20 protein-coding genes and 1 pseudogene are annotated in these 21,819 nt (G+C 68.8%); 4 read left to right on the forward strand and 17 right to left on the reverse strand.

Annotated features, from left to right (window positions below):
* Window positions 1-2 precede the first annotated feature (2 nt).
* The 5 genes from GXN78_RS05235 to GXN78_RS05255 form a co-directional block, all read right to left on the reverse strand.
* The gene (locus tag GXN78_RS05235) at window positions 3-1,175 is read right to left on the reverse strand and encodes a DUF1501 domain-containing protein (protein ID WP_106555975.1); all 1,173 of its coding nucleotides are present in this window, start codon (window positions 1,173-1,175) and stop codon (window positions 3-5) included.
* A 3-nt stretch (window positions 1,176-1,178) separates the two neighbouring features.
* Window positions 1,179-2,570 (reverse strand): DUF1800 domain-containing protein, encoded by a 1,392-nt coding sequence (locus tag GXN78_RS05240; RefSeq protein ID WP_106555974.1) that lies wholly within the window; start codon window positions 2,568-2,570, stop codon window positions 1,179-1,181.
* Between the two features lie 83 nt (window positions 2,571-2,653).
* A complete protein-coding gene (locus GXN78_RS05245) occupies window positions 2,654-3,169 on the reverse strand; it encodes a periplasmic heavy metal sensor (protein ID WP_181360519.1) in 516 nt (171 codons plus the stop codon).
* Complete coding sequence (locus GXN78_RS05250) at window positions 3,166-3,606, reverse strand: hypothetical protein (protein WP_106555972.1); 441 nt, start codon at window positions 3,604-3,606, stop codon at window positions 3,166-3,168. The genes GXN78_RS05245 and GXN78_RS05250 overlap by 4 nt, the downstream gene beginning before the upstream one ends.
* Entirely contained in the window at window positions 3,603-4,163 is a 561-nt protein-coding gene (locus GXN78_RS05255) for an RNA polymerase sigma factor (RefSeq protein ID WP_106555971.1), read from the reverse strand. The genes GXN78_RS05250 and GXN78_RS05255 overlap by 4 nt, the downstream gene beginning before the upstream one ends.
* A gap of 323 nt (window positions 4,164-4,486) precedes the next feature.
* Here GXN78_RS05255 and GXN78_RS42145 point away from each other — a divergent pair.
* Both GXN78_RS42145 and GXN78_RS42150 read left to right on the forward strand, forming a co-directional pair.
* Window positions 4,487-5,659 (forward strand): annotated as a pseudogene (locus tag GXN78_RS42145) (chemotaxis protein CheB); the annotation flags it as partial.
* Window positions 5,660-5,780: 121 nt separating this feature from the next.
* On the forward strand, window positions 5,781-8,363 hold the full coding sequence (locus GXN78_RS42150) for an ATP-binding protein (RefSeq protein WP_308812399.1): 2,583 nt from the start codon (window positions 5,781-5,783) through the stop codon (window positions 8,361-8,363).
* A gap of 10 nt (window positions 8,364-8,373) precedes the next feature.
* Here GXN78_RS42150 and GXN78_RS41885 read toward each other — a convergent pair whose 3' ends face one another.
* Window positions 8,374-8,505, reverse strand: a complete 132-nt coding sequence (locus GXN78_RS41885) for a hypothetical protein (protein WP_258186969.1) — start codon at window positions 8,503-8,505, stop codon at window positions 8,374-8,376.
* A 123-nt stretch (window positions 8,506-8,628) separates the two neighbouring features.
* Here GXN78_RS41885 and xth point away from each other — a divergent pair, with 123 nt between their 5' ends.
* A complete protein-coding gene (gene xth, locus GXN78_RS05270; protein ID WP_106555970.1) occupies window positions 8,629-9,408 on the forward strand; it encodes an exodeoxyribonuclease III in 780 nt (259 codons plus the stop codon).
* Window positions 9,405-9,920, forward strand: coding sequence for a hypothetical protein (locus GXN78_RS05275; protein ID WP_106555969.1), 516 nt, complete (start codon window positions 9,405-9,407; stop codon window positions 9,918-9,920). Before xth ends, GXN78_RS05275 begins: the two co-directional genes overlap by 4 nt.
* 37 nt (window positions 9,921-9,957) lie before the next feature.
* Here GXN78_RS05275 and ntrC read toward each other — a convergent pair whose 3' ends face one another.
* The 11 genes from ntrC to ggt form a co-directional block, all read right to left on the reverse strand.
* The gene (ntrC, locus tag GXN78_RS05280; RefSeq protein ID WP_106555968.1) at window positions 9,958-11,481 is read right to left on the reverse strand and encodes a nitrogen regulation protein NR(I); all 1,524 of its coding nucleotides are present in this window, start codon (window positions 11,479-11,481) and stop codon (window positions 9,958-9,960) included.
* 20 nt (window positions 11,482-11,501) lie between these two features.
* A complete protein-coding gene (glnL, locus tag GXN78_RS05285; RefSeq protein WP_106555967.1) occupies window positions 11,502-12,578 on the reverse strand; it encodes a nitrogen regulation protein NR(II) in 1,077 nt (358 codons plus the stop codon).
* Complete coding sequence (locus GXN78_RS05290; protein ID WP_106555966.1) at window positions 12,578-13,084, reverse strand: hypothetical protein; 507 nt, start codon at window positions 13,082-13,084, stop codon at window positions 12,578-12,580. The genes glnL and GXN78_RS05290 overlap by 1 nt, the downstream gene beginning before the upstream one ends.
* A gap of 141 nt (window positions 13,085-13,225) precedes the next feature.
* Window positions 13,226-14,641, reverse strand: a complete 1,416-nt coding sequence (gene glnA, locus GXN78_RS05295) for a type I glutamate--ammonia ligase (RefSeq protein ID WP_106555965.1) — start codon at window positions 14,639-14,641, stop codon at window positions 13,226-13,228.
* Window positions 14,642-14,790: 149 nt separating this feature from the next.
* Window positions 14,791-15,591, reverse strand: a complete 801-nt coding sequence (locus GXN78_RS05300; RefSeq protein ID WP_181360518.1) for a molybdopterin-binding protein — start codon at window positions 15,589-15,591, stop codon at window positions 14,791-14,793.
* Window positions 15,588-16,460, reverse strand: a complete 873-nt coding sequence (locus tag GXN78_RS05305) for an EI24 domain-containing protein (protein ID WP_106555963.1) — start codon at window positions 16,458-16,460, stop codon at window positions 15,588-15,590. The genes GXN78_RS05300 and GXN78_RS05305 overlap by 4 nt, the downstream gene beginning before the upstream one ends.
* Before the next feature lie 66 nt (window positions 16,461-16,526).
* Window positions 16,527-17,498, reverse strand: coding sequence for a sterol desaturase family protein (locus tag GXN78_RS05310; protein ID WP_106555962.1), 972 nt, complete (start codon window positions 17,496-17,498; stop codon window positions 16,527-16,529).
* A 19-nt stretch (window positions 17,499-17,517) separates the two neighbouring features.
* Window positions 17,518-18,318 (reverse strand): polysaccharide deacetylase family protein, encoded by an 801-nt coding sequence (locus tag GXN78_RS05315; RefSeq protein ID WP_106555961.1) that lies wholly within the window; start codon window positions 18,316-18,318, stop codon window positions 17,518-17,520.
* Window positions 18,305-19,249 carry a YncE family protein gene (locus GXN78_RS05320; RefSeq protein WP_239142796.1) on the reverse strand — a complete coding sequence of 315 codons (945 nt, stop codon included), beginning with the start codon at window positions 19,247-19,249 and terminating at the stop codon, window positions 18,305-18,307. The genes GXN78_RS05315 and GXN78_RS05320 overlap by 14 nt, the downstream gene beginning before the upstream one ends.
* 72 nt (window positions 19,250-19,321) lie before the next feature.
* Window positions 19,322-20,080, reverse strand: a complete 759-nt coding sequence (locus tag GXN78_RS05325) for a 16S rRNA pseudouridine(516) synthase (protein WP_106555960.1) — start codon at window positions 20,078-20,080, stop codon at window positions 19,322-19,324.
* Complete coding sequence (ggt, locus tag GXN78_RS05330; RefSeq protein ID WP_239142797.1) at window positions 20,080-21,771, reverse strand: gamma-glutamyltransferase; 1,692 nt, start codon at window positions 21,769-21,771, stop codon at window positions 20,080-20,082. Before ggt ends, GXN78_RS05325 begins: the two co-directional genes overlap by 1 nt.
* Window positions 21,772-21,819: the final 48 nt, after the last annotated feature.

The raw sequence follows: 21,819 nt of genomic DNA on the forward strand, positions 1-21,819 counted from the left end.
GCTCAGGCGCGCAGCAGGCCCTGCAGAGGCTTGCCGGCGCGCGGGACCTGGGGAAACAGGGCGCGCGACACGCGTTGCGGCTCGAGGCCGAAGCACTCGCCGGCCGCCGAGGCGATGAGCGCATCCAGTCCGGTGGTGGGCTGCAGGTCGCGCCCTTCGAACAGCGCCCCGCCGGCCAGGCCCGGCCAGTCCGCGAGCACGCGTCCGCCCTGCACCGCGCCGCCGAGCAGCATGGCCGCGGAAGCCGCGCCGTGGTCGGTGCCGCCGGTGCCGTTGGCCGCGGCGGTGCGGCCGAACTCGGTCGCCACCAGCACAGTGGTGTTCGCCCAGACCCGGCCCAGGCCCTCGCGCAGCGCGGCGACCATGGCATCCAGCGCCTTGAGCTGGTTGGCCATGCGCACCGTCTGCGCGCTGTGGGTGTCCCAGCCGCCGGTTTCGAGCATCGCGATGCGCGGGCCTTCCTGCCGCACGAGGAAGCGCGCGGCCAACTGGCCCAGCTCGGCCGGGCTCTGCCGCGCGGCAGGGCCGGCCATCGCGCGCGCCGCCATGGCGGACGACCAGGCTGCATGGAGCTGGGCATCCTGGGCATACAGCTGCTCGACTCGCTGCAGCAGTTCGTCGGGCGCCTGCTTCAGCGCCGAGGGCGCGTAGGAGCCGACTTCGGCCGGCCCGCGCAACGCCAGGGGCACGGTCGGCGTGATGGCAATCGCCTCGGCGCTGCTTCGGGGCAGCAGTGCCGTCAGGCGGTTGAGCCAGCCGTCCTTCACCTGATAGGGCGTGGCGCCGCCCGACTCCAGCACGTTCTGGCCGTCGAAGTGCGAGCGCTCGCGGTAGGGCGAAGCCACCGCGTGGACGAAGAGCGCCTCCTGCGCGGCATAGAGCCTGCCGATCTCGACCAGCGAGGGATGGAGCGCGAAGGTGCCGTCGAGCCGGGTGGCCGCCGAGGCGTCGATCGCGAGCGCGCCGCGCAGGCGCGCATAGGCGGGGTCGGCGTAGGGGATGACGGTCTCGAGGCCATCGGCCGCGCCTCGCTGGATCACGAAGACGAAGCGCCGCTCGGTGGCAGCCCGGGCCAGCGCGAGGCGCGGCAGCAGCAGGCCGCCGACGCCGGCGGCAGCGAGTTGCAGCATAAAGCGGCGGCGCGAGCGCGGATGCGAATGCGAATGCAGTGACATGGCCTATCTCCTGAGGAATTCGGGCGAGGCGAGCAGCAGCGCCAGGGCGGTGGCCGGACTCTCGGCGCGTGCAATCTCGGTGGCGGAGGCTTGGCCGAGGCCGTCCGGCAGCAGCTGCGGGCCGAGCACCCGCGCGTCGAGCTGGCTGCCGGTCTGGGCGGCCAGGCGCCGGGCCAACTCGATCCGGCGCATCAGCGCATCGGGCGCCACCCAGCTGGCGGCGAGGTCGTCGTAGCCCGCCGGCGAGCCGGGCCGCCAGGTGGGCTGGCCGAGCTGCGCCAGCATCGGCGCCAGCTGCTGGCCGCGCAGATCGCGCCAGCCCAGGCCGCGCAGCGAAGAGAGCGTCCATTCCCAGGGCGTCTTGAATTTCGACGGCATCGGCGCCCAGGCTTCGGGCGAGGCGAGCAGCGTCCGGTAGACGCTGGGCAGGTCGCCGCGGCTGCGCAGGTAGCTGTCGGCCAGGCGCCCGACCAGTGCGGGCAGCGGCGTGTCGCCCGCGAAATGGCGCGCCAGCTTGGCGGCAAGGTGCTGCGCCGTGGCCGGTGCAGCGGCGAGGTCGCGCAGGATGGCCGAGGCCTGGGCCTCGCCCGGCTGGTCGTAGTGTCGCGCCAGCACCTTGCGAGCACCGGGCTCGTGCAGCGCGGGCAGAAAGACGAATTCGCCCGCCTGTTGCGCAGCAGGCAGGCCCGGCAGTCCGCCGACGCTCCAGCCGGTGAGCGCTCGGGCGAACTCGGTCACGTCCTCCTGGCCGTAGCCGCTGCGCACGCCGACGGTGTGCAGCTCCAGGATCTCGCGCGCGAGGTTCTCGTTGAGCCCGCGCCGCCGCGCGTTGTCCGCGCGCTCGGCGCGCAAGCCGACGACGCTGCCGGGCCCGATGGAGCGAACCTGGTCCAGGTAGAAGAGCATCGCCGGATGGCGCTCGGCCGCCATCAGCATGTCCTCGAAGCGGCCGAGCACATGGGGGCGGATGGCCTCGGCCTCGAAGGCGCCCGCCAGGCCCGAGACGGGCGGCTTGTCGATCGAGACGGCGAAGTGATTGGCCCAGAAATGCACCAGCCGCTCGGCGAAGGGGGCGGGCGTGGTCAATGCGCTGGCGACGCGGGCATTGACCGCCGAGCGGTAGCGCTCCTGCGTCAGGCCTCGCAGCTTCTGGCGGATCGCCGGTTCACCGGCGGCGTCGGCCTGGCGCAATTCGCGCCGGGTCTCCACGTAGCCGGCCACCAGCGCGGCACCCGGCGGCTGGTCCGCCCAGGCCGCGGGCAGCGGCGCGTAGTGCTCGAACTGCGAGAGCAGCCAGGCCTGCGGATCGGCGGGCAGGGGCTCGTCGGGGCGCACGCCCAGGCCGAAGCGATTGAGCGCGACGGCGGCGGACTTCCTGTCGGGCGAAGGGGTCATGGCGCTTCCTTTCAGGTCCGCGGCTGGCGGTGCGGGTTCCGCCATTGAACGCGCTCCACGCGGAAATCCGTCGCGCCCGGAGATCAGGGATTGCGAGGCGCCGTGGCCGGCGGCGGGCTCAGCGTGCTGCGCCGCGCGAGGCCCTCGGCCAGCTTCTCGCGCTCCGGCGGGCTCAGGCGCGTGGCGAAGTCGATCACGCTGGCTTCGACACGCGCGCGCGACACCATGTCGGCGTCGCGCGTGCGCGCCAGCGCGGCGGTCACGGCGGCTTGATCGAGCTGCGGCGCGGCCAGCAGCCGCAGCACCTCCTGGCGGCCCTCGCGCGCAGCCTGGATGGAGGAGGCGACCTCGCGCCGGGCCTCGCGCAGGCCGAGTCGGAAGGCGCGGCGCTGCTCGGAGGACAACTCGTCGGCGGCGAAGCGCAGGCCGCGCGGCTGCGCGGCTGTTGCGGCGGCAGCGGGCGCAGCAGGCGCAGCGGCCGCACGCTCGACCTCGACCGTCCACCAGCGCCAGGCCCCGCCGGCAATGGCGCCAGCCAGGAACAGATTGAGGACCAGCGAGACCCCGAGCCAGGGTTTGAGGGATGACTGTTCTTTCACTCTTCGCTCCAGTCTGCAGAAGGATCACTGAACGCCGTGGCGCGGCCTGGCCACTCCATGTCGGCCGGCGGCACGACGCTGCGCAGGGCCAGGGAGACGACGAAAGCGCCGGCCAGCGTGCCTGCAAGCCCGGCCCCCAACAGGCCGGCGCCCGGCCACCACCAGCGCCTCTGCCGGCGCGGCCTGCGCGATGCCGCCGGCGGAAGGCCCGTTGCCGCGGCGCCGGCGATCACGCGCCGCGCCAGCGCGTCCTCCGGCGCGGCCACCTCGTGGGCGTCCAGCCAGCCATCGAGCGCGGCGGCTTCTGCGAGGCGCCGGCGCAGCTCGGGGAGGCCCTGCTCGATCAAGATGCGCGCCGAGGCACGCTCGGACTCGGGCCAGCGCTGCAGGTCGGCGCCGTAGGCATCCAGCAGGGTCAGGAATCGTTCGGGGGTCATGGTTCATCCTTTCCATCGGCCAGCAGCCGGGCGCGCAGGGTGCGGCGCGCGCGGGCCAGCAGGCTTTCCAGGGCGTCGACGCTGATGTCCATCAGCGTCGCGGCCTCGCCGTTGGACAGTCCCTGGTAGTACTGCAGCACTAGCGCCTCGCGCTGGCGCGCGGGCAGCGCGGCAAGTGCGGCGGCCACGCGCTCGCTGCGCTGCACGGCCTGCAGCGCCTGATCGGGCGCGGGTGCGGGGTCGGCGCTTTCATGGCGCTCGTCGTCGTAAGGCTCCTCGTCGCGCCGCCCGCGCAGCCGGTCGTAGCAGAGGTTGAGCGCCACGCGATGCAGCCAGGTCTCGAAGCGGGCTCGCCCCGGCTCCCAGCGCGCCGCCTGCTTCCACACGCGCACGAAGGCCTCCTGCGCCATCTCCTCGGCTTCGCCGCGCTGCCCCAGCAGGCGCTGCCCGAGCGACAGGAGGCGCGGCAGCTTGCGCGCAACCATCTCGCGCAGCGCCTGCGGCTCGCCGCGGCCGACGCGTGCGAGCAGTTCGGCGTCGGGGTCATCGTCGATCAAGGGTCACCATGGGCATCCGTGGACAAGGTCTTGGCAGGGCCGGCCACCGCGCCCTGCGCGCGAACCGTCGAAGCTTGAACGCGCAAGCCGAGATATTCCGTCGCGGGCCGCGCCGGGTGCAATGGCCGGCGCGCCATCCATACGATCGCAGTGGGGCCATGCCTACACGGCCCCGCGCGGGCGCCGCGCATAATTTCAACAGTACAGGAGACTGCATGAACCAGCAGGCGGCAAGGGACGACATCGATTGGGACGACGGGACCGAGGCACGGCGCTCCTCCCTGCAATTTCCCGTGGTCGGCATCGGCGCCTCGGCGGGCGGCATGGCCGCGGTCCTGAAGCTGTTCGAGCAGGTGCCCGAGGCGCCCGGCATGGCCTTCGTGGTCGTGCTCCACCTGTCGCCCGAGCACGAGAGCCATGCCGCCGCGATCCTGCAACGAACCACGCACATGCCGGTGGTGCAAGTGACCGAAACGGTATCGGTCCAGGTCGACCACGTCTACGTGATCGCTCCTGCTCTTCAACTGGTCATGGACGACGGCAAGCTGGTCGTCGAGACGCAGGACCGTCCGCGCGGCCATCCGGTGGCCATCGATCTGTTCTTCCGGACGCTGGCGCGGGCCCACCGGGAACGCGCGATCGCAGTGGTCCTCTCCGGCACGGGCAGCGATGGCGCATTGGGCCTGGGCGAGGTGAAGGCGCAAGGAGGCGTGTCGATGGTGCAGGCGCCGACCGACGCCGAGTACGCGGGCATGCCGGCCGCCGCCATCACCACCGGCCGGGTCGATTTCGTCCTGCCCGCGGCCGAGATACCGGCCAAGCTGATCGAGCTGTGGCAGAACGCCCGGGCCATCGAGCTGCCGGATGCGAAGCGCATCGGCCTGCAAGTCAGGGAGCCGCCGGAAGCGGCCGCCGGACGCGCCGAAGCGGTGCTGGACGAGGTCATGGCCATCCTGGCGAGCCGCACCGGCAACGACTTCCGCCATTACAAGCGCGGCACCGTCCTGCGCCGGCTGGAGCGGCGGATGCAGGTCACGCGCCAGCAGAACCTGATGGCCTACCGCCACTACCTGGAGAGCCATCCGCAGGAAGCCGCTCAGTTGCTGCAGGACATGCTGATCAGTGTGACCAGCTTCTTTCGCGATGCCGAGTCCTTCGAAGCCCTGGGGCGGGAGGTGGCGGCCGGGCTCTTCCTGCGCTTGCCGCCCAGTGCCCCGCTGCGCGCGTGGGTGGTCGGCTGCGCGACCGGGGAGGAGGCCTACTCCCTGTCGATGCTGCTCAACGAAAGCGCGCCGGAGGTGGTGCCGCGCACGTCGATCCAGATCTTCGCTTCCGACATCGACGACCGCGCCCTGGCCGTGGCGCGAGCCGGGGTGTATCCGGAGGGCATCGCCGCCGATGTGTCGACGGCGCGTCTGGGGCAGTTCTTCGACTATGCGTCGGGCTCCTACCGGGTCAAGAAGGCCTTGCGCGAGCAGGTCCTCTTCGCCCGGCACAACGTGCTGCGCGACCCGCCCTTCTCGCGCCTCGACCTGATCGCCTGCCGCAACCATCTACAGGGCCAATCCCATCCGGCTGCCTCGGGGCGATGTTCTGCCACTGCGGCCGGGCGCGGCGATGCAGGCGGTCGGCACCGCCGAACGGCCCTCGATGTCGGTACCGCCGCTGGCGCAGCTGCATCAACGCCTGCTCGACGATTGCGACCGCGCCACCGTCGTGATCGATGCGCATCACAAGATTCTGCACACCAGCCCGGGCGCGTCGCGCTACCTTCGCCATGTGGCGGGCGTTCCTTCCCAGGACCTGCTGGCAGTCGTGCTGCCGGAGCTGGCTTCCGCGCTTCGGCCGGCCCTGCTGCTGGCTGGCCGCTCGGGCCGGCGCGTGGCCGCCAAGCCGGTGACGATCGACGGGGAACAGGGCCGCATCACGCTGCAAATTGCCGTGCGCGGCAACCACGGCGGCGGCGGCGGGCACATGCTGATCGCGTTCGACGAGGTCGACACCTTGCTCCAGCCCGGCGGCGACGCAGGCGCGGGCAAGCCGGATCCTGCCTACGCCGTGCTCGAGGAGGAGGTACAGCGCCTGCAACGCGAGCTGCAGGGCACCATCGGGGACTCCGCCACGTCGGGCGAGGCGCTGCGGGCCTCCAACGAGGAACTGCAGTCGATGAACGAAGAGCTCCGTTCGGCGACGGAAGAGCTCGAGACCAGCAAGGAGGAGCTCCAGTCGGTCAACGAGGAGCTGACGACGGTCAACTTCGAGCTCAAGCACAAGGTCGAGGAAACTGCCAAGATCAACGACGACCTGAGCAACCTCATCACCTCGATGAACATCGCCACGGTGTTCGTCGACCGGCGCATGCTCATCAAGGGCTTCACGCCGCTGAGCGCGAAGGTGTTCAGCATCCTGTCGAGCGACATCGGCCGGCCTCTCGGCGACCTGACCCATCGCCTCGACTACGACGGCAGCTTCTCGGACGATGTCATCCACGTGCTGACCACGCTGCAGCCCGTGGAGCGCGAGGTCGCTTCCATCGATGGCCGCTGGTACCTCATGCGCGTCTCGGCCTATCGCACCAACGAGGATCGCATCGACGGCGCCGTGCTCAACTTCATCGACGTGACCGAGCGCCGCGCGGCGCAGGAGCAGGTGCGCGCGCGCGACGAGCGGCTGCGCCTGGTCGCGGAAAGCACCAAGGATTTCGCGGTCATCACGCTCGATACGGCCGGCTGCGTCACGGGTTGGAACAAGGGGGCCGAGTTGATGTTCGGCTACAGCGTGGACGAGATCGTGGGGGAGCATTTCCGCCGCCTCTTCGTGCCGGAAGACCGTGCCGGCGGCATGCCCGAGCAGGAGCTGAAGGCCGCCCGCGACAACGGCCGCGCGCTCGACGAGCGCTGGCATCTTCGCAAGGACGGCAGCCGCTTCTATTGCAGCGGCATCACCACGCCGCTGATCGAAGGCAACGTCGAGGGCTTTGCGAAGATCGCCCGCGACCTGACCGAGCGCCGCCTGCTCGAGCGGCAGCGCGAGGACCTGCTCGAGGCCGAGAAGCAGGTGCGCGTGCAGCTCGAGGCTGCGCATGCCTTGCGCAATGAGTTCCTGGCCGTGATGTCGCACGAGCTCAAGAACCCGCTGAACCTCATCATGATGAGCGCCGAGCTGATCGGCCGCTCGCCGGAGGTGCAGGCCACGCCGCGGCTGTCGCGGGCGATCGACACCATTCGAAGGACGGTGCACGGGCAGTCGCAGATCATCGACGACCTGCTCGACCTCTCGCGCCTGCAGACCGGCAAGCTCACGCTGAGCCGCTCGGCGGTGAAGTGGCGGCCCATCATCGAGCGGATCACGGAGGCGCTGCGCACGGACGCGGAGGCGAAGCAGCTGTCCCTGACGGTGCAAGCGGAGGACCTGGCCATCTTCGCGGACGTGGTGCGGGTCGAGCAGATCTTCTGGAACCTGGCGAGCAACGCGCTGAAGTTCACGCCGGCCGGTGGCTCGGTGCACGTCCGCCTGACCCGCGACGGCCACTGGGCGGTGCTGGAGGTGCAGGACAGCGGCCGCGGCATGGAGCCGGAACTGCTCGGGCGCGTGTTCGACATGTTCCAGCAGGGGGACCACAAGCCCACCACGCGACGCGAGGGCGGCCTGGGCATCGGCCTGGCGCTGGTCAAGAGCCTGGCGGAGCTTCATGGCGGCAGCGTCGAGGCCGAGTCGGACGGCCCGGACAAGGGGTCCGTGTTCAGGGTGCGGCTCCCATTGCTGGAGGGCGCGCTCGGCAGCGAGGGGCACGGCTTCCAGCTGGTTTCAGGCCAGGCCCTGGCCGGGCGCCGGATATTGCTGGTGGACGATGACGTCCACACCCTGGAGACGCTGAGCGAGCTCCTCGGCTCCGAAGGCGCCGAGGTCACCGCCGCCACGAGCGCCTACGCGGCACTGGAGGAAGCGAAGGGAGGCGATTTCGATCTCCTGGTCTCCGACATCGGCATGCCCGGCATGGACGGCCTCGAGCTCATCACGCAGCTGCGCCGGCTGCCGCGTGCCGCGCGATGGCCGGCGATCGCCGTCAGCGGCTTCGGACGACCCGAGGATGTGCAGAAGTCCAGGGCCGCGGGCTTCGACCTGCACCTGAACAAGCCCGTGTCTCTCGAAGCCTTGAGCGAGGCGCTGGTGCGACTGGGGCGGCCGGGCCGGCGCTAGAACGTGTAGGTCAGCGGAGATAGGACACGACCGGATTGAGCTTGAGGCTCGCCTCGCTCGTGCCCACGGGAAAGCCGTTGATCGAGGTCGTCGTGAGCGTGGCGGTGGTCTTGAGCCGGATGTAGGAGACCGAGAAGGCCACGTCCCAGTGCGGATTTGAGGGCGGGGATGGATGATGGTTCCTCGCGCTCCTGTCGTACGAAAGGGACCACCCGACTCGGGTACGCTTCGCACCCACTGCCCCATTTCGTTACGCAAGCCGTTCATGAAAATTGCCACCTGGAACGTCAACTCCCTCACCGCCCGGCTCCAGCACGTGCTGGACTGGCTGATCGCCAACCCCATCGACGTGTTGTGCCTGCAGGAGCTCAAGATGAGCGACGACAAGTTCCCGCTGGATGTGCTGCAGTCGGCCGGCTATCACGCGGCGGTGTTCGGTCAAAAGACGTACAACGGCGTCGCCATCCTGAGCCTCGCGCCATTGCGCGACATCGCGAAGAACATCGGCGGCTTCGCCGACGACCATTCGCGCGTGATCAGCGCCACGGTCGACACGCCCGCGGGTCCGCTGCGCATCGTCAACGGCTACTTCGTCAACGGCCAGGCGCCCGGCACCGAGAAGTTCGCCTACAAGATGAGCTGGCTGCGCGCGTTGCGCGACTGGCTGCGCGAGGAGATGGCGGCGCATCCGCAGCTCGCGCTGCTGGGCGACTTCAACATCACGCCGGAAGACCGCGACAGCTTCGACCCCGTGGGCCTGGCCGAGACCATTCATCACACGACCGAGGAGCGGGAGCATTTCCAGGCCCTGCTGCAACTCGGACTGGTCGACAGCTTCCGCCTCTTCGAGCAGCCGGAGAAGAGCTACTCGTGGTGGGACTACCGAATGCTGGGCTACCAGAAGAACCGCGGGCTGCGCATCGACCACATCCTGGTGAGCGAGCCCCTGGTGCCGCGGGCGAAGGGCTGCGTCATCGACCGCGTGCCGCGCAAGTGGGACAAGCCCAGTGACCATGCACCCGTCATCCTGGAGCTCGAAACATGAAGACCACCTTGTTCAAGGCCGCGCTGCTCGCGGCGGGACTCAGCCTTTCCGCCTGCTCGATCTTCAAACCCGACGCCGCAGCGCCCACGGCTTCGCGCGGCACCGACAAGCCGGCGGACGAAGTGTCCGGACCCTCGGCCGAAGCGCCGAGCGCGCGCCTCATCACCATGCAGACGCCGGCCGTGCGCGCCTACAGGAAGGTCGGCGCCCGGCACATCTACAACGCCTATCCCAAGCGCATCTACAAGGGAAAGATCCCACCGCTGGTGTACGCCGTGGTGGTGACCGAAACCGACGTCGACGCCACGGGCCGTGTGACGGGCGTGCACTTCAGCCGCACGCCGAGCCATGCGCCGGAGGTCAGCGGCAAGATCGCCGAGTTGATCAAGGAGGCCTCGCCGCTGCCGAACCCGGGCAAGCTCGGCGCGCACACCTATGTCGACACCTGGCTGTGGGACAAGAGCGGCCAGTTTCAGCTCGACACGTTGACGCTGGGCCAGCGCAGCCGCTGAACTGAACGCGGGCCGCGTGCGGCCCTACCCAGAGCCCCTACTCCAGGCCCAGTTCCTGGATCTTGCGGGTGATGGTGTTGCGGCCGATGCCGAGCTTCTGCGCCGCCTCGATGCGGCGGCCCCGCGTGTTGGCCAGGGCCGTAAGGATCAGGCGCGACTCGAAGCGGCGCGACAGCGTGTCCCAGACGTCGTGGCGGCCGGCCGCCAGCAGGCTCTGGGCCTCCTGCTCGAGCCCGCTTTCCCAGGCAGCGAGCTGGGCGCCCGCGGCCGCCGCGACGGGCGGCACCACGGCAGCGGAGGCGACCGAGGGAGCCGCCGGCTCACGCTCGGCGACGGCCGATGCCGCCACCGGCGCCGTGCTTGCCGCGGCGAGCGGCGCCTCGACCGCCGCGCCCGCCATCACCTCGGGCGGCAGGTCCTTGGCCTCGATCAGCTGCGCCGGCGCCATCACGGTCAGCCAGTGGCAGATGTTCTCGAGCTGCCGGACGTTGCCGGGGAAGGAGAAGGTCGACAGCCGCGCCAGCGCCGCATCCGAAATGCGCTTGGGCTCGACGCCGAGTTGCTTGGCGCTCTGCTGCAGGAAATGGCGGGTGAGCGCGGGCACGTCTTCGCCGCGCTCGCGCAGGGCCGGCAGGCGCAGCCGGATCACGTTGAGCCGGTGGAACAAGTCCTCTCGGAAGCCGCCCAGCTTGACGCGCTGCTCCAGGTCCTGATGCGTGGCCGCGATGACGCGCACATTGGCCTTGACCGAGTTGTGACCACCCACGCGGTAGAAATGCCCGTCGCTCAGCACGCGCAGGAGGCGCGTCTGCAGGTCGAAGGGCATGTCGCCGATCTCGTCGAGGAAGAGCGTGCCGCCCTCGGCCTGCTCGAAGCGCCCGCGCCGCATGGTCTGCGCGCCGGTGAAGGCCCCGCGCTCGTGGCCGAAGAGCTCGCTCTCGAGCAGGTCCTTGGGGATGGCGGCGGTGTTGATCGCCACGAAGGGCCCGTTGGCGCGCGGCGAATGCTTGTGCAGCGCACGCGCAACCAGTTCCTTGCCGCTGCCGGACTCGCCGGTGATCAGCACCGTGACGTTGCTCTGCGACAGGCGCCCGATGGCGCGGAACACGTCCTGCATGGCCGGCGCCTGGCCCAGCATCTCGGGGGCGGCGGCCATGCGCTCCTCGGCCACCTCCTCGCGCTGGCTCTCGTCGACGGCGCGTCGAATCAGCTCCACCGCGCGCGGCAGGTCGAAGGGCTTGGGCAGGTATTCGAAGGCGCCGCCCTGGAAGGCCGAGACGGCGCTGTCGAGGTCGGAGAAGGCGGTCATGATGATGACCGGCAGGCCGGGATGCTTGGCCTTGATCTTGTCGAGCAGATCGAGGCCCGAACCGCCCGGCATGCGGATGTCGCTCACCAGGACCTGGGGGCCCTGCGTCTCGTCATCGGCCGCGGCCTCGAGCGCCGCGAGCACTTCGCGGGTGTTGGTGAAGCTGCGGGTGGGCAGGTCTTCGCGCAGGAGCGCTTTTTCGAGCACGAAGCGTATCGATTGGTCGTCATCCACTATCCAGATCGGCTTCATGCAGTTCCTTCTTCCCTGTCCTAAGGCAACGGTATCAATATCTTGAAATCAGTCCGGCCCGGAACACTGTCGCACTCGATCACGCCGTGGTGCTGTTGCACGAAAGTTTGTGCCAGCGTCAATCCGAGGCCTGTTCCGCCTTCCCTGCCCGACACCAGCGGGTAGAAGATGCGGTCCTTGATCGCGTCCGGCACACCCGGTCCATTGTCGATGACATGCAATTCCAGTGCCAGTCGATACCACTGCTTGTTGAATATCACCTGACGCGCGACGCGGGTCTTGAAGGTGATGCGCGCATCGCCCGCCGCGCGCCGCTCGGCAAGCGCCTGCGCCGCGTTGTGGACGATGTTGAGCGTGGCCTGGATCAGCTGCTCGCGGTCGCCGCGGAACTCCGGGATCGACACGTCGAAGTCGCGCTCGATGTGCAGGTCGCGCGGGAACTCGGCGAGGATGACCGAGCGCACGCGCTCGCAGACCTCGTGGATGTTGACGTCGCCCACCACGTGCGGTCGGCGGTGCGGCGCCAGCAGGCGATCGACCAGCGTCTGCAGGCGATCGGCCTCGTGGATGATGACCTGCGTGTACTCCACCTGGTCGCGCGTTTCCACTTCCATCTGCAGCAGCTGCGCCGCGCCGCGGATGCCGCCCAGCGGGTTCTTGATCTCGTGCGCGAGGTTGCGGATCAGCTCCTTGTTGGCCTGCGCCTGGTCCAGCAGGCGCTCCTCGCGGTCCTGCCGCACCTGCTGCTCGAGCGGCGACATCTCGATGATCAGCTCGCCCACGCGGTCGCCCTGCGCAAGCGTCACCTGCACCGGCATCAGTTCGTGATTGACGCGGCGCAGGAAGGCCTCGTAGCGCAGCGTCGCGAAGTCGTTGCTGCGCGCGCCTTCGATGGCGGTGCGCAGCACCTGTGGTTCGTGGAAGCAGGCGCCGAACTGCGAGCCTTCGAGCGTACGGCGCGAGGTGCCCAGTGCGTCCTCGAGGCCGGCGTTGGCGAACAGCACCGAGCCGTCGGTGCGCACCACCGCGATCAGGGTGGAGAGGAGGTCGAAGGCCTGGAAACGCTTGGCGGCGGCAGCAGATTTGCCAAAGGCCATCAACGCGTGGCCGGCAGGCGACCGATCTCGCGGCGGATGCCGGCGATGTCGCTCTCGTTGCGGGAGATCTCGGCCTTCATCTCGGCCACGCGGTCAAGGTACTTCTGGTAGTTGCGGGCTTCGCCGCCCTGCTTCTCGGGCTCGCCGTTGTTGTAGTCCTTGAGCAGCTGGGCCTGGCGCTCCTCGGCCTTCTTGAGCTCGGACTCCAGCACCGAACGGGCTTCGCCGTCACGGGCACGCTGGTCGGCACCCTCGACACGCGGGCTGCCGGCCGGCGCGCGCACGGCGGAGGTGCTGCTGGCGGCCGCCGCGGCGACCGGGCGGCTGCCCTGGACGATGGTGACATTGCCGCCCTCCATGACCTTGCAGCCGCGCTGCTGGGCCATGGTGGCGTTGTTGGTGTATTCGTTGCCGCAGCGCCAGACGCGCTCCTGCTGTGCCTGGGCCTGCATGTGCACGCCGGCCGCTGCCAGTGCGGCCAGCAGGTAAACGAAAGAAGTCTTCATGATCGTCGTATGAAAGTGGGCAAGCGGATGGCATTTTCATGCAATTCGATGGCGCTGCCACAAGGGGCCAACGCCCCAAGAAAAAAGGACGGCAAGCCGTCCTTTTTTTCACTGAAAGGCGCCCCGTGAGGGCGATAGCCCTTACAGGCTGTAGTACATGTCGAATTCGACCGGATGCGTGGCCATGCGGAAGCGCGTGACTTCCTGCATCTTGAGGTCGATGTAGGCGTCGATGTACGCATCGGTGAACACGCCGCCCTTGGTCAGGAACGAGCGGTCCTTGTCGAGGTAGTCGAGCGCCTGGTCGAGGCTGTGGCACACGGTCGGGATCAGCGCGTCTTCTTCCGGCGGCAGGTGGTAGAGGTCCTTGCTGGCGGCCTCGCCCGGATGGATCTTGTTCTCCACGCCGTCCAGGCCGGCCATCAGCATGGCGGCGAAGCCGAGGTAGGGGTTCATCATCGGATCGGGGAAGCGCGCCTCGACGCGGCGGCCCTTGGGGTTGGCCACGAAGGGGATGCGGATCGAGGCCGAGCGGTTCTTGGCCGAGTAGGCCAGCTTCACCGGGGCTTCGAAGCCGGGGACCAGGCGCTTGTAGCTGTTGGTGCCGGGGTTGGTGATGGCGTTGAGCGCGCGGGCGTGCTTGATGATGCCGCCGATGTAGTGCAGCGCGAAGTCGCTCAGGCCTGCATAGCCGTCGCCGGCGAACAGGTTCTTGCCGTCCTTCCAGACCGACTGGTGCACGTGCATGCCGGAGCCGTTGTCACCGACGATGGGCTTGGGCATGAAGGTCGCGGTCTTGCCGTAGGCGTGGGCCACGTTGTGGATCACGTACTTCTGCAGCTGGACCCAGTCGGCGCGCTGGATCAGCGTGCTGAACCTGGTGCCGAGCTCCATCTGGCCGGCGTTCGCCACTTCGTGGTGATGCACCTCGACCGGAATGCCCAGCGATTCGAGCACCAAGCACATTTCGGAGCGCATGTCCTGGAAGCTGTCGACCGGCGGGACCGGGAAGTAGCCGCCCTTGACGGCCGGGCGGTGGCCCGTGTTGCCGTGCTCGAATTCCTTGCCGGTGTTCCACGAGGCCTCTTCGGACTCGATCTTGACGAAGCAGCCGGACATGTCGTTCTGCCAGCGCACGCCGTCGAACACGAAGAACTCGGGCTCCGGTCCGAAGAAGGCGGTGTCGCCCAGGCCGGAGGCCTTCATGTAGGCCTCGGCGCGCTTGGCCAGCGAACGCGGGTCGCGCTCATAGGGCTTGCCGTCGGTGGGGTCGACCACGTCGCAGGTGAGGATGAGGGTCGTCTCTTCGAAGAAAGGGTCGATGTTGGCCGTGTTCGGGTCGGGCATGAGCAGCATGTCCGAGGCCTCGATGCCCTTCCAACCGGCGATCGACGAGCCGTCGAAGGCGTGACCGTCGTTGAACTTGCCCTCGTCGAAGTGCGAGACCGGCACGGTCACGTGCTGTTCCTTGCCGCGGGTGTCGGTGAATCGGAAGTCGACGAACTTGACCTCGTTTTCCTTGACGAGTTTGAGTACATCGGCGACGGTCTTAGCCATCAGGCTTCTCCTTGGGATGGTTGGGGTGGGAAATACAGCGGGATCGGGAATGCAGTTTCTGTGCCATTGTCAGGGGCACGAAGGGGCATCCAGCCCGCCGCCGGGACCCCAAAAACAGGCAAGTTGTAACCAAATTGGTGCCATTCGAATCATCGCACCAATTCGGGGCCAAGCCGGGCATCAAAGCCGTGCAGGCCTTCGAGCAATTGCGCATAGGCCGCGTCGACGCGTTCGGCGTCGCCCTTGACGCCGAGCTCGATGTGGCGGCCGTGCTCGGCATGGTCGACGCTGGGCAGACTGAAGACCTTGATGCCCGGATGCGTGCGCTCGACGGCTTCCATCAGCGGCGTGAGCGTGGCCTCCATCGCACCATAGACGATCACCGACTTCTCGACCGATCGGCCGCGGGCGAACAGGTCGCCGTAGCGCTCGTCCAGCACCGACTCGATCATCGGCCAGGCCATGACCGGGAAGCCGGGGACGAAATGCACATCGGCCACGCTGAAGCCGGGAATCTTGTTGTAGGGGTTGCGGATGATCTTGGCACCCAGCGGGAACACGCCCATGTTCAGCCGATGCACGTTGTCCGGGTGATCGGGCTCGTAGACCTTGCCCTGCTCGCGCGCCGTGTCCTGCATGCGCTCGCGGATCAGCACCTCGGCCTCGGGATGCAGGGCCAGCGGCACGCCCAGGGCCGCGGCCGCGCACTGGCGCGTGTGGTCGTCGGGCGTGGCGCCGATGCCGCCGGTGGAGAACACAATGTCGCCTGAGGCGAAGGCGCGCCCCAGGGCGGCGGTGATGCGGGTCGGCTCGTCGCCGACGTATTCGGCCCAGCCCAGCTGCATGCCGCGGGCGGCGAGCAGCTCGATGAGCTTGGGCATGTGCTTGTCAGTACGCTTGCCCGACAGGATCTCGTCGCCGACGACGAGCAGGCCGATGGAACGTGTCATGGGGCTCCCCATTGGGTTGCGACCGCGCGGGCATCCGCCGTCTCGGCCGTCGTGGTGGAAAGGGCCGCTGCCGCTCGCTGCGCCCGCAACTGCGCCAGCGCGTCCAGGCAGTAGTGAGAGAACCAGAGCGCCGAGAAGGCGAACACCAGCGTGTAGATCCAGATCGCGAGCGGCGCCAGCACTAGGAAGGCGGCGACGAAGAGCATCCCCGAGGCCCAGACAATGCTGGGCGCGGCGCCAAGGTAGCCGCACAGCACGCCGATGCCGAGCAGCGGCAGGCGGTGGGCGCGCAGCAGGGCCGAGCGCTCCTCGGCGTTCGCATGCTCGGACAGGGCGTCGAAGCTCATCACTCGGTAGGTCAGCCAGCCCCAGATCAGCGGCGGCAGGACCAGCACCAGCGGCGGGATCAGCCACAGGGGCATCGACACCACCAGCGCAAGCAGCGCCAGCACCGTGAGGCCCAGCGAGCGGAACACGCTGCCGAGGAAGGAGGCGCCCTTCTTCTGTTCCAGCGCCGGGAAGCGCCGCTCGGCCACCAGGCGCGTGAGCGGCGGCGCCATCAGGCCGGAGACCACCAGCAGCGACACCACCACGATCAGCGGCGTGGCGGCGATGACCACCACCATCGGTGCGACCACGGCGGTGACGTCGCCGGAGAACAGGCGGCCGATCCAGGCCCAGAAGCTGGCCAGGAGCGGCCAGGCGTCGAGCGCGTCGCGCGTCCAGGCCACGGTGGCGTCCCAGTAGAAGTAGCCGAACAGCGCCGCCATCAGCACCATGAGGCCGAGCGGGAGCAGCGACAGCACGATCACCCGCGGGTGCATGCAATAGGCGACCGAACGCCAGAAGGAATCGAGGAGGAGACGCATCGGGGGCCGAGGATAACGCCAGCGCGTGAACGGGGGCTCAGTCGGCACCGGGCGTGTGGGCCATATTCAGCCCCGCCCGACGATGCGCTTCAGCCCCAGCCACTGCTGCGCCCAGAAGCCGCGCCCGTACTCGCGCAGCCGGCCCTGCGCATCGGGTTCGACCTGGTCGCGGATGCCCGTCGGGTCGTAGCGCTCCTCGAAGTTGCCGGTGCGAAACAGCATGTCCCACCACGGCAGCAGCACCCCGAAGTTGTGGCCACCGAGCGTACGGGGGCCCTTCGATTCGTGCCCGATACCGATGCTGTGGTGCAGGCGGTGAAAGCGTGGGCTGATCCAGAGCCGCTCGCCGATCGCGCCGAAGCTCCAGCGCAGGTTGGCATGCTGCAGGCTCTCGCTGAGCTGGGTGAAGGCAACGATGGCGATGAACTGCCCCGGCGCCACGCCGATCAGCTGGGCGACCACCACGATGATCGTGTCGTGGATGACGTCGTCGAGCAGGTGGTTGCGGTTGTCGCTCCACATGGTCATCTGGCGCTGCGAGTGGTGCAGCGAATGCAGCGCCCACCACCAGTTGAACTGGTGCTGCCCGCGGTGGATGAGGTATTCGACGAAGTCCAGCACTACCAAGTAGATCGCGAAGGCGATCCAGGGGATGTCGGTCACGCCGGGCCAGAGCTGGTCGAGGTGGAGCGAGCCCCAGCCGGCTCCCCGCACCGCGCCCAGCGCCTCGTCGAACAGCGGATCGAGCGCGAAGAACATGGCCAGACGGAACAGGCCCAGCCGATGGATCAGGGTGTAGAGGATGTCGATGCGGATGGCCGGCCGGTCGACCACCGGCTCGACCGGCCGCCAGCGCTGCAGCGGGCCGATGAGGGCGACCAGGATCGCGATCTGGACCAGCCCGACCAGCAGCCAGCCGGTGGCGTCGAAGGCGTCTTCAACCCAGCCGCCGAGGCCGACGGCGTAGACCAGCGGCTGCACCGCGGCTTCGAACAGCCACTGCTGCACGTTGGCAAAGATGTCGGTCAGCCAGTCCATCGGCACACCACCACGCGATTCAGGAATGCGATGCGATCCAGGCACGATACGCCGGATGCTGGCGCAGTGTCTCGAAGCAGAAGCCCTTGGCCTTGAGCCCGACGATCAAGGGCTCCAGCACTGCCGGCGCCCACGGATCCTTGCGCGACCAGATGCCCAGGTGCGCGACCAGGATGTCGCCCGGCTGGATGCGATCGAGGGCTTGCTGCAGCAGCTTCTCGTTGCTGAACTGCTCGCTCGGCAGTTCGTCGCCGAGGAAGCCGGCCGGCGACCAGCCCACGTGCTCATAGCCGCAGGCCTTGGCCGCGGCCAGCAGCTTGGGCGAGGTCTTGCCACCGGGGGCCCGGAACAGCGGCAGCGGCTTCTTGCCGGTGATGTGCTGCAGGCGCTCCGAGGCCTTGGCGATGTCGGCGCAGTACTGCTCGGCGTCCCACGTGAACTGCCGCCCGGCGAAGGCCCCGGCCGAGGGCTGGATGCGGAAGCGCGGCGCGATGCCCTTGAGGTCGCCGCGCCAGTAGGCGTGGTCGTAGGTGTGGGAGGCGAACTCGTGGCCTTCGGCCGCCCTCGCCTTCCACCAGGGCGCCCACTGGCTGTCCAGGCTGTCGCCGCCGGTCTGGGTGCGCTCGGCCGCGGCGAAGAAGGTGACACGCACGTCCTGGCGCTTGAGCACCTCCGCCACCAGCGGGGCCACGCCCATGTGGCCGGTGTCGAAGCTCAGGTACAGCGGCTTGGCGCAGCTGCCCTGCGCGATCGCGCCCGTGGACAGGGCGCCCGCAGCGACGAGCAGGACGGAAGCGGCCGCAGCCTTAGCGCCGGGCATGGTCCAGCGTCCAGACACCGTGCGGCGAACGGCCGACGGGCACCTGCCTCACCACCTTGTGGGCCACCAGGTCGACCACGCTGAGCTTCTTGGCCCAGCGCGAGGTCACGTAGAGCGTCTTGCCGTCGGCCGAGACGTCCATGCAGTCGGGCCCGCCGGGCACCGGGTAGGTGTCGACGACCTGCAGGGTCTGCAGGTCGATGCGGCTGATGCTGTTGGCCACGCGGTTGCTGACGAAGACGCTGCGGCCGTCGCCGGCCGAGCGGAAAGCATGGGCGCCCTTGCCAGTCAGGATCTTGCCGACCGGCTTGGGCTGTGCGGCCGCAACATCGAAGACCTGCACGCCGTCGCTGCCCGTCAGGCCGACCAGCAAGGTCTTGCCGTCGTGGATGCCGAAGATGTCGGCCGGCATCGGCCCCGTGGGGGTGCGCCAGCGGATGGTCTGGGTGGCCAGGTCGACGGCAACCAGTTCGTCGCTGTCCTGCATCGTCACGTAGGCTGTGGTGCTCTTGCCGTCGATCCAGATGTGGCTCGGCGTCTTGCCCGAGGGGATGCGCTTGACCAGCTTGGGCTCCTTGCCGTCCCAGCGGTAGATGTCGACGTGGTTGAGCCGGTTGCCGGCCGTGACGAACCACTTCATGTCGGGCGAGAAGCGCAGGTGGTACGGATCGATGATGCCGTAGACCACGCGCTGGACCTCGGCCGTGCGCGGATTCAGGAAGGTCAGCGAGTCGCCGGCCGAGTTGGCGACGATCAGCGAGCTCTCGTCGGGCGAGAGGTAGAGGTGGTGCGGTTCCTTGCCGGTCGGAATGCGCTGCTTCTCGCTCCAGTCGGCCGGATCGACCACGCTCACCGTGGCGTCGAGCGAATTGAGCACGAAGACCGGGGGCGGCTCGGCGGCCAGCGCAGGCAGTGCCACGCAGGCAAACAAAAAGGCCGCGAGGCGGCCTGGGATGGAGAGCTTGAAGCGCAAGGGGGACGTTCCGGAAGAAGGCTTCGAATTCTAACGATCCACCCTGTTCGCTGGCTGACCGGCGCGCGCGTTTCGCAGGGCCTCGACCTGCTCCGCCTCCAGCCACCGCCACTGGCCGGGCGCCAGGTCCTCCGGCAGCGCCAAAGGGCCGATGCGGGAGCGATGCAAGGTCTCGACCCGGTTGCCCACGGCAGCGAGCATGCGCTTGACCTGGTGGTATTTGCCTTCGGTCAGCGTCAGCCGCAGGTGCAGATCAGCGACCACCTCGCAGGCCGCCGCCCGCACGGGCTTGGGGTCGTCGTCGAGCACCACGCCGGCCAGGAGCCGGTCGACCTGGCTCCGGTCGACCGGGTGCTTCGTGCCCACCTCGTAGACCTTGGGCACATGGTGCTTCGGCGAGCCCATGCGGTGGATGAACTGGCCGTCGTCGGTCAGCAGGAGCAGGCCCGTGGTGTCCTGGTCGAGCCGGCCGATCGCCTGCACGCCCTGCACGGCGCCCTTGTTGGGCCGCTGGCGCAGAGGCGCGGGCAGCAGCGTGTAGATGCTCGGATAGGTCGAGGGCTTCTGCGAGCACTCCGTGCCGGCCGGCTTGTGCAGCATCAGGTAGGCCTTCTCGTGGTAGGCCCACTCGGTGCCCTGGACCGTGAAACGCAGGCCCTGCACCTCGAACTCCTCGCCGGGATCGCCGACGGTGGCCTCGCCCACCCGAACGAAGCCCTGCTGCACCAGCCCGGCGCAGACGCGCCGGGTGCCGAAGCCCTGGGTGTAGAGGACCTCCTCGATCCGCATCAATAGCCGAGCGCCAGGCCGGTATTGCGCCGCGGGTCGTTGGCGCCGTAGAAGCGGTTCTTGCCCACCGGCTTGCCGCCCAGCGAAGGCGCGCCGACGATGATCGCCGCGACGTGGTTGGCCGGCTGGGGCACGCCGAGGTTGTGGCCCATGTCGGTCAGGATCTTGCGCGTGTCGGGGCTGAGCGCGAAGGTCTCGACATTGGTCACGTCGGGCAGCCACTGCTGGTGGAAGCGCGGCGCATCGACCGCCTCTTGCACGTTCATGCCGTAGTCCACCACGTTGAGGATGCTGTGCAGCACGACCGTGATGATGCGGCTGCCGCCCGGCGTGCCGACCACGAACACGGGCTTGCCGTCCTTGGTCAGGATGGTCGGGCTCATCGAGGACAGCGGCCGCTTGCCGGGGGCGATGGAGTTAGCCTCGCCCTGCACCAGGCCGTAGAGGTTGGGCACGCCCACCTTCGAGGTGAAGTCGTCCATCTCGTTGTTGAGCAGCACGCCGGTGCCGGCGGCCGTGACCTTGGCACCGAACCAGTCGTTGAGCGTGTAGGTCACCGAGACCGCGTTGCCCCACTGGTCGACGATCGAGTAGTGCGTGGTGTTGCTGCCCTCGTGCGGCGGGACGCCGGGCTTGATGTCCTTGGAGACGCCGGCCTTCTTCGGATCGATCACGGCGCGGATCTTCTCTGCATAGCCCTTGTCGAGCAGGCGCTCCAGCGGGTTCTTCACGAAGTCGGGATCGCCCAGGTAGCTGTTGCGGTCCATGTAGGCGTGCCGCATGGCCTCGATCTGGTAGTGCACCGCCTGGGCCGAGCGGAAGCCCAGGTCCTTGAGCGGATAGCCCTCGAGGATGTTCAGCATCTCGCAGACCACCACCCCGCCCGAGCTCGGCGGCGGCGCCGAGATCACGTGGTAGCCGCGGTAGTCGCATTCGACCGGCGCCAGCTCGCGTGTCGTGTACTGGTCGAGATCGGCCTGGGTGATGATGCCCTTGCCCTCCTGGCTCGACTTCACGATGGCGGTGCCGACCGGGCCCTTGTAGAAGCCATCGGGGCCCTTCTGGCTGACGGCCTTGAGCGTCTTCGCCAGGTCCTTTTGCACCAACTTCTGGCCGACCGCGAACGGCTCGCCCTTGTTGAGGAAGATGGCGCCGCTGGCCGGGTCCTTCTTGAAGTCGGCGGTGGCGGTGGTGAGCATGTCGACATCGCCCTGCTCCAGCGCGAAGCCGCGTTCGGCCAGCGTGATCGCCGGCGCGATCAGTGCAGCGCGCTGCATGGTGCCGTATTTCTGGCGCGCCATTTCGAGGCCGGACACGGTGCCCGGCACGCCGACGGCCAAGTGGCCGTGGGTGCTCAGGCCCTTGATGACATTGCCTTCCTTGTCGAGGTACATGTTGGCGGTTGCGGCCAGCGGGGCCTTCTCGCGGAAATCGAGGAAAGTCTTGCGGCCGTCGGCCAGCTGCACGGTCATGAAGCCGCCGCCCCCCAAATTGCCGGCCGCCGGATAGACCACCGCAAGGGCGTAGCCCACCGCCACCGCCGAGTCGATGGCGTTGCCGCCGCGCTTGAGCACATCCACGCCGATCTTGGTCGCCAGGTGCTGGGCGCTCACCACCATGCCGTTTTCTGCCGCCGCGGGCGCCAGTGAGGCCGCATGCAATTGAGCTGCGCCGGCCAGCGCAAGCGCCATCACGACCGCGCTGCGCGCCGCCGTGGTCCACATGAGTTGTTTCACTGC

The sequence above is a fragment of the Variovorax sp. WS11 genome, assembly GCF_010499245.1.
GTDB lineage: Bacteria > Pseudomonadota > Gammaproteobacteria > Burkholderiales > Burkholderiaceae_C > Variovorax.

Excerpts from the sequence above, each read along its gene's own strand:
- GXN78_RS05325 (WP_106555960.1), bottom strand. The coding sequence starts at position 20,080 with ATGCGGATCGAGGAGGTCCTCTACACCCAGGGCTTCGGCACCCGGCGC.
- GXN78_RS05250 (WP_106555972.1), bottom strand. The coding sequence starts at position 3,606 with ATGACCCCCGAACGATTCCTGACCCTGCTGGATGCCTACGGCGCCGAC.
- ntrC (WP_106555968.1), bottom strand. The coding sequence starts at position 11,481 with ATGAAGCCGATCTGGATAGTGGATGACGACCAATCGATACGCTTCGTG.
- GXN78_RS05305 (WP_106555963.1), bottom strand. The coding sequence starts at position 16,460 with ATGCGTCTCCTCCTCGATTCCTTCTGGCGTTCGGTCGCCTATTGCATG.
- GXN78_RS05240 (WP_106555974.1), bottom strand. The coding sequence starts at position 2,570 with ATGACCCCTTCGCCCGACAGGAAGTCCGCCGCCGTCGCGCTCAATCGC.
- glnL (WP_106555967.1), bottom strand. The coding sequence starts at position 12,578 with ATGGCCTTTGGCAAATCTGCTGCCGCCGCCAAGCGTTTCCAGGCCTTC.
- GXN78_RS05300 (WP_181360518.1), bottom strand. The coding sequence starts at position 15,591 with ATGACACGTTCCATCGGCCTGCTCGTCGTCGGCGACGAGATCCTGTCG.
- GXN78_RS05315 (WP_106555961.1), bottom strand. The coding sequence starts at position 18,318 with ATGCCCGGCGCTAAGGCTGCGGCCGCTTCCGTCCTGCTCGTCGCTGCG.
- GXN78_RS05275 (WP_106555969.1), top strand. The coding sequence starts at position 9,405 with ATGAAGACCACCTTGTTCAAGGCCGCGCTGCTCGCGGCGGGACTCAGC.
- GXN78_RS05290 (WP_106555966.1), bottom strand. The coding sequence starts at position 13,084 with ATGAAGACTTCTTTCGTTTACCTGCTGGCCGCACTGGCAGCGGCCGGC.
- ggt (WP_239142797.1), bottom strand. The coding sequence starts at position 21,771 with ATGGCGCTTGCGCTGGCCGGCGCAGCTCAATTGCATGCGGCCTCACTG.
- GXN78_RS05310 (WP_106555962.1), bottom strand. The coding sequence starts at position 17,498 with ATGGACTGGCTGACCGACATCTTTGCCAACGTGCAGCAGTGGCTGTTC.
- glnA (WP_106555965.1), bottom strand. The coding sequence starts at position 14,641 with ATGGCTAAGACCGTCGCCGATGTACTCAAACTCGTCAAGGAAAACGAG.
- GXN78_RS05235 (WP_106555975.1), bottom strand. The coding sequence starts at position 1,175 with ATGTCACTGCATTCGCATTCGCATCCGCGCTCGCGCCGCCGCTTTATG.
- xth (WP_106555970.1), top strand. The coding sequence starts at position 8,629 with ATGAAAATTGCCACCTGGAACGTCAACTCCCTCACCGCCCGGCTCCAG.
- GXN78_RS42150 (WP_308812399.1), top strand. The coding sequence starts at position 5,781 with ATGCAGGCGGTCGGCACCGCCGAACGGCCCTCGATGTCGGTACCGCCG.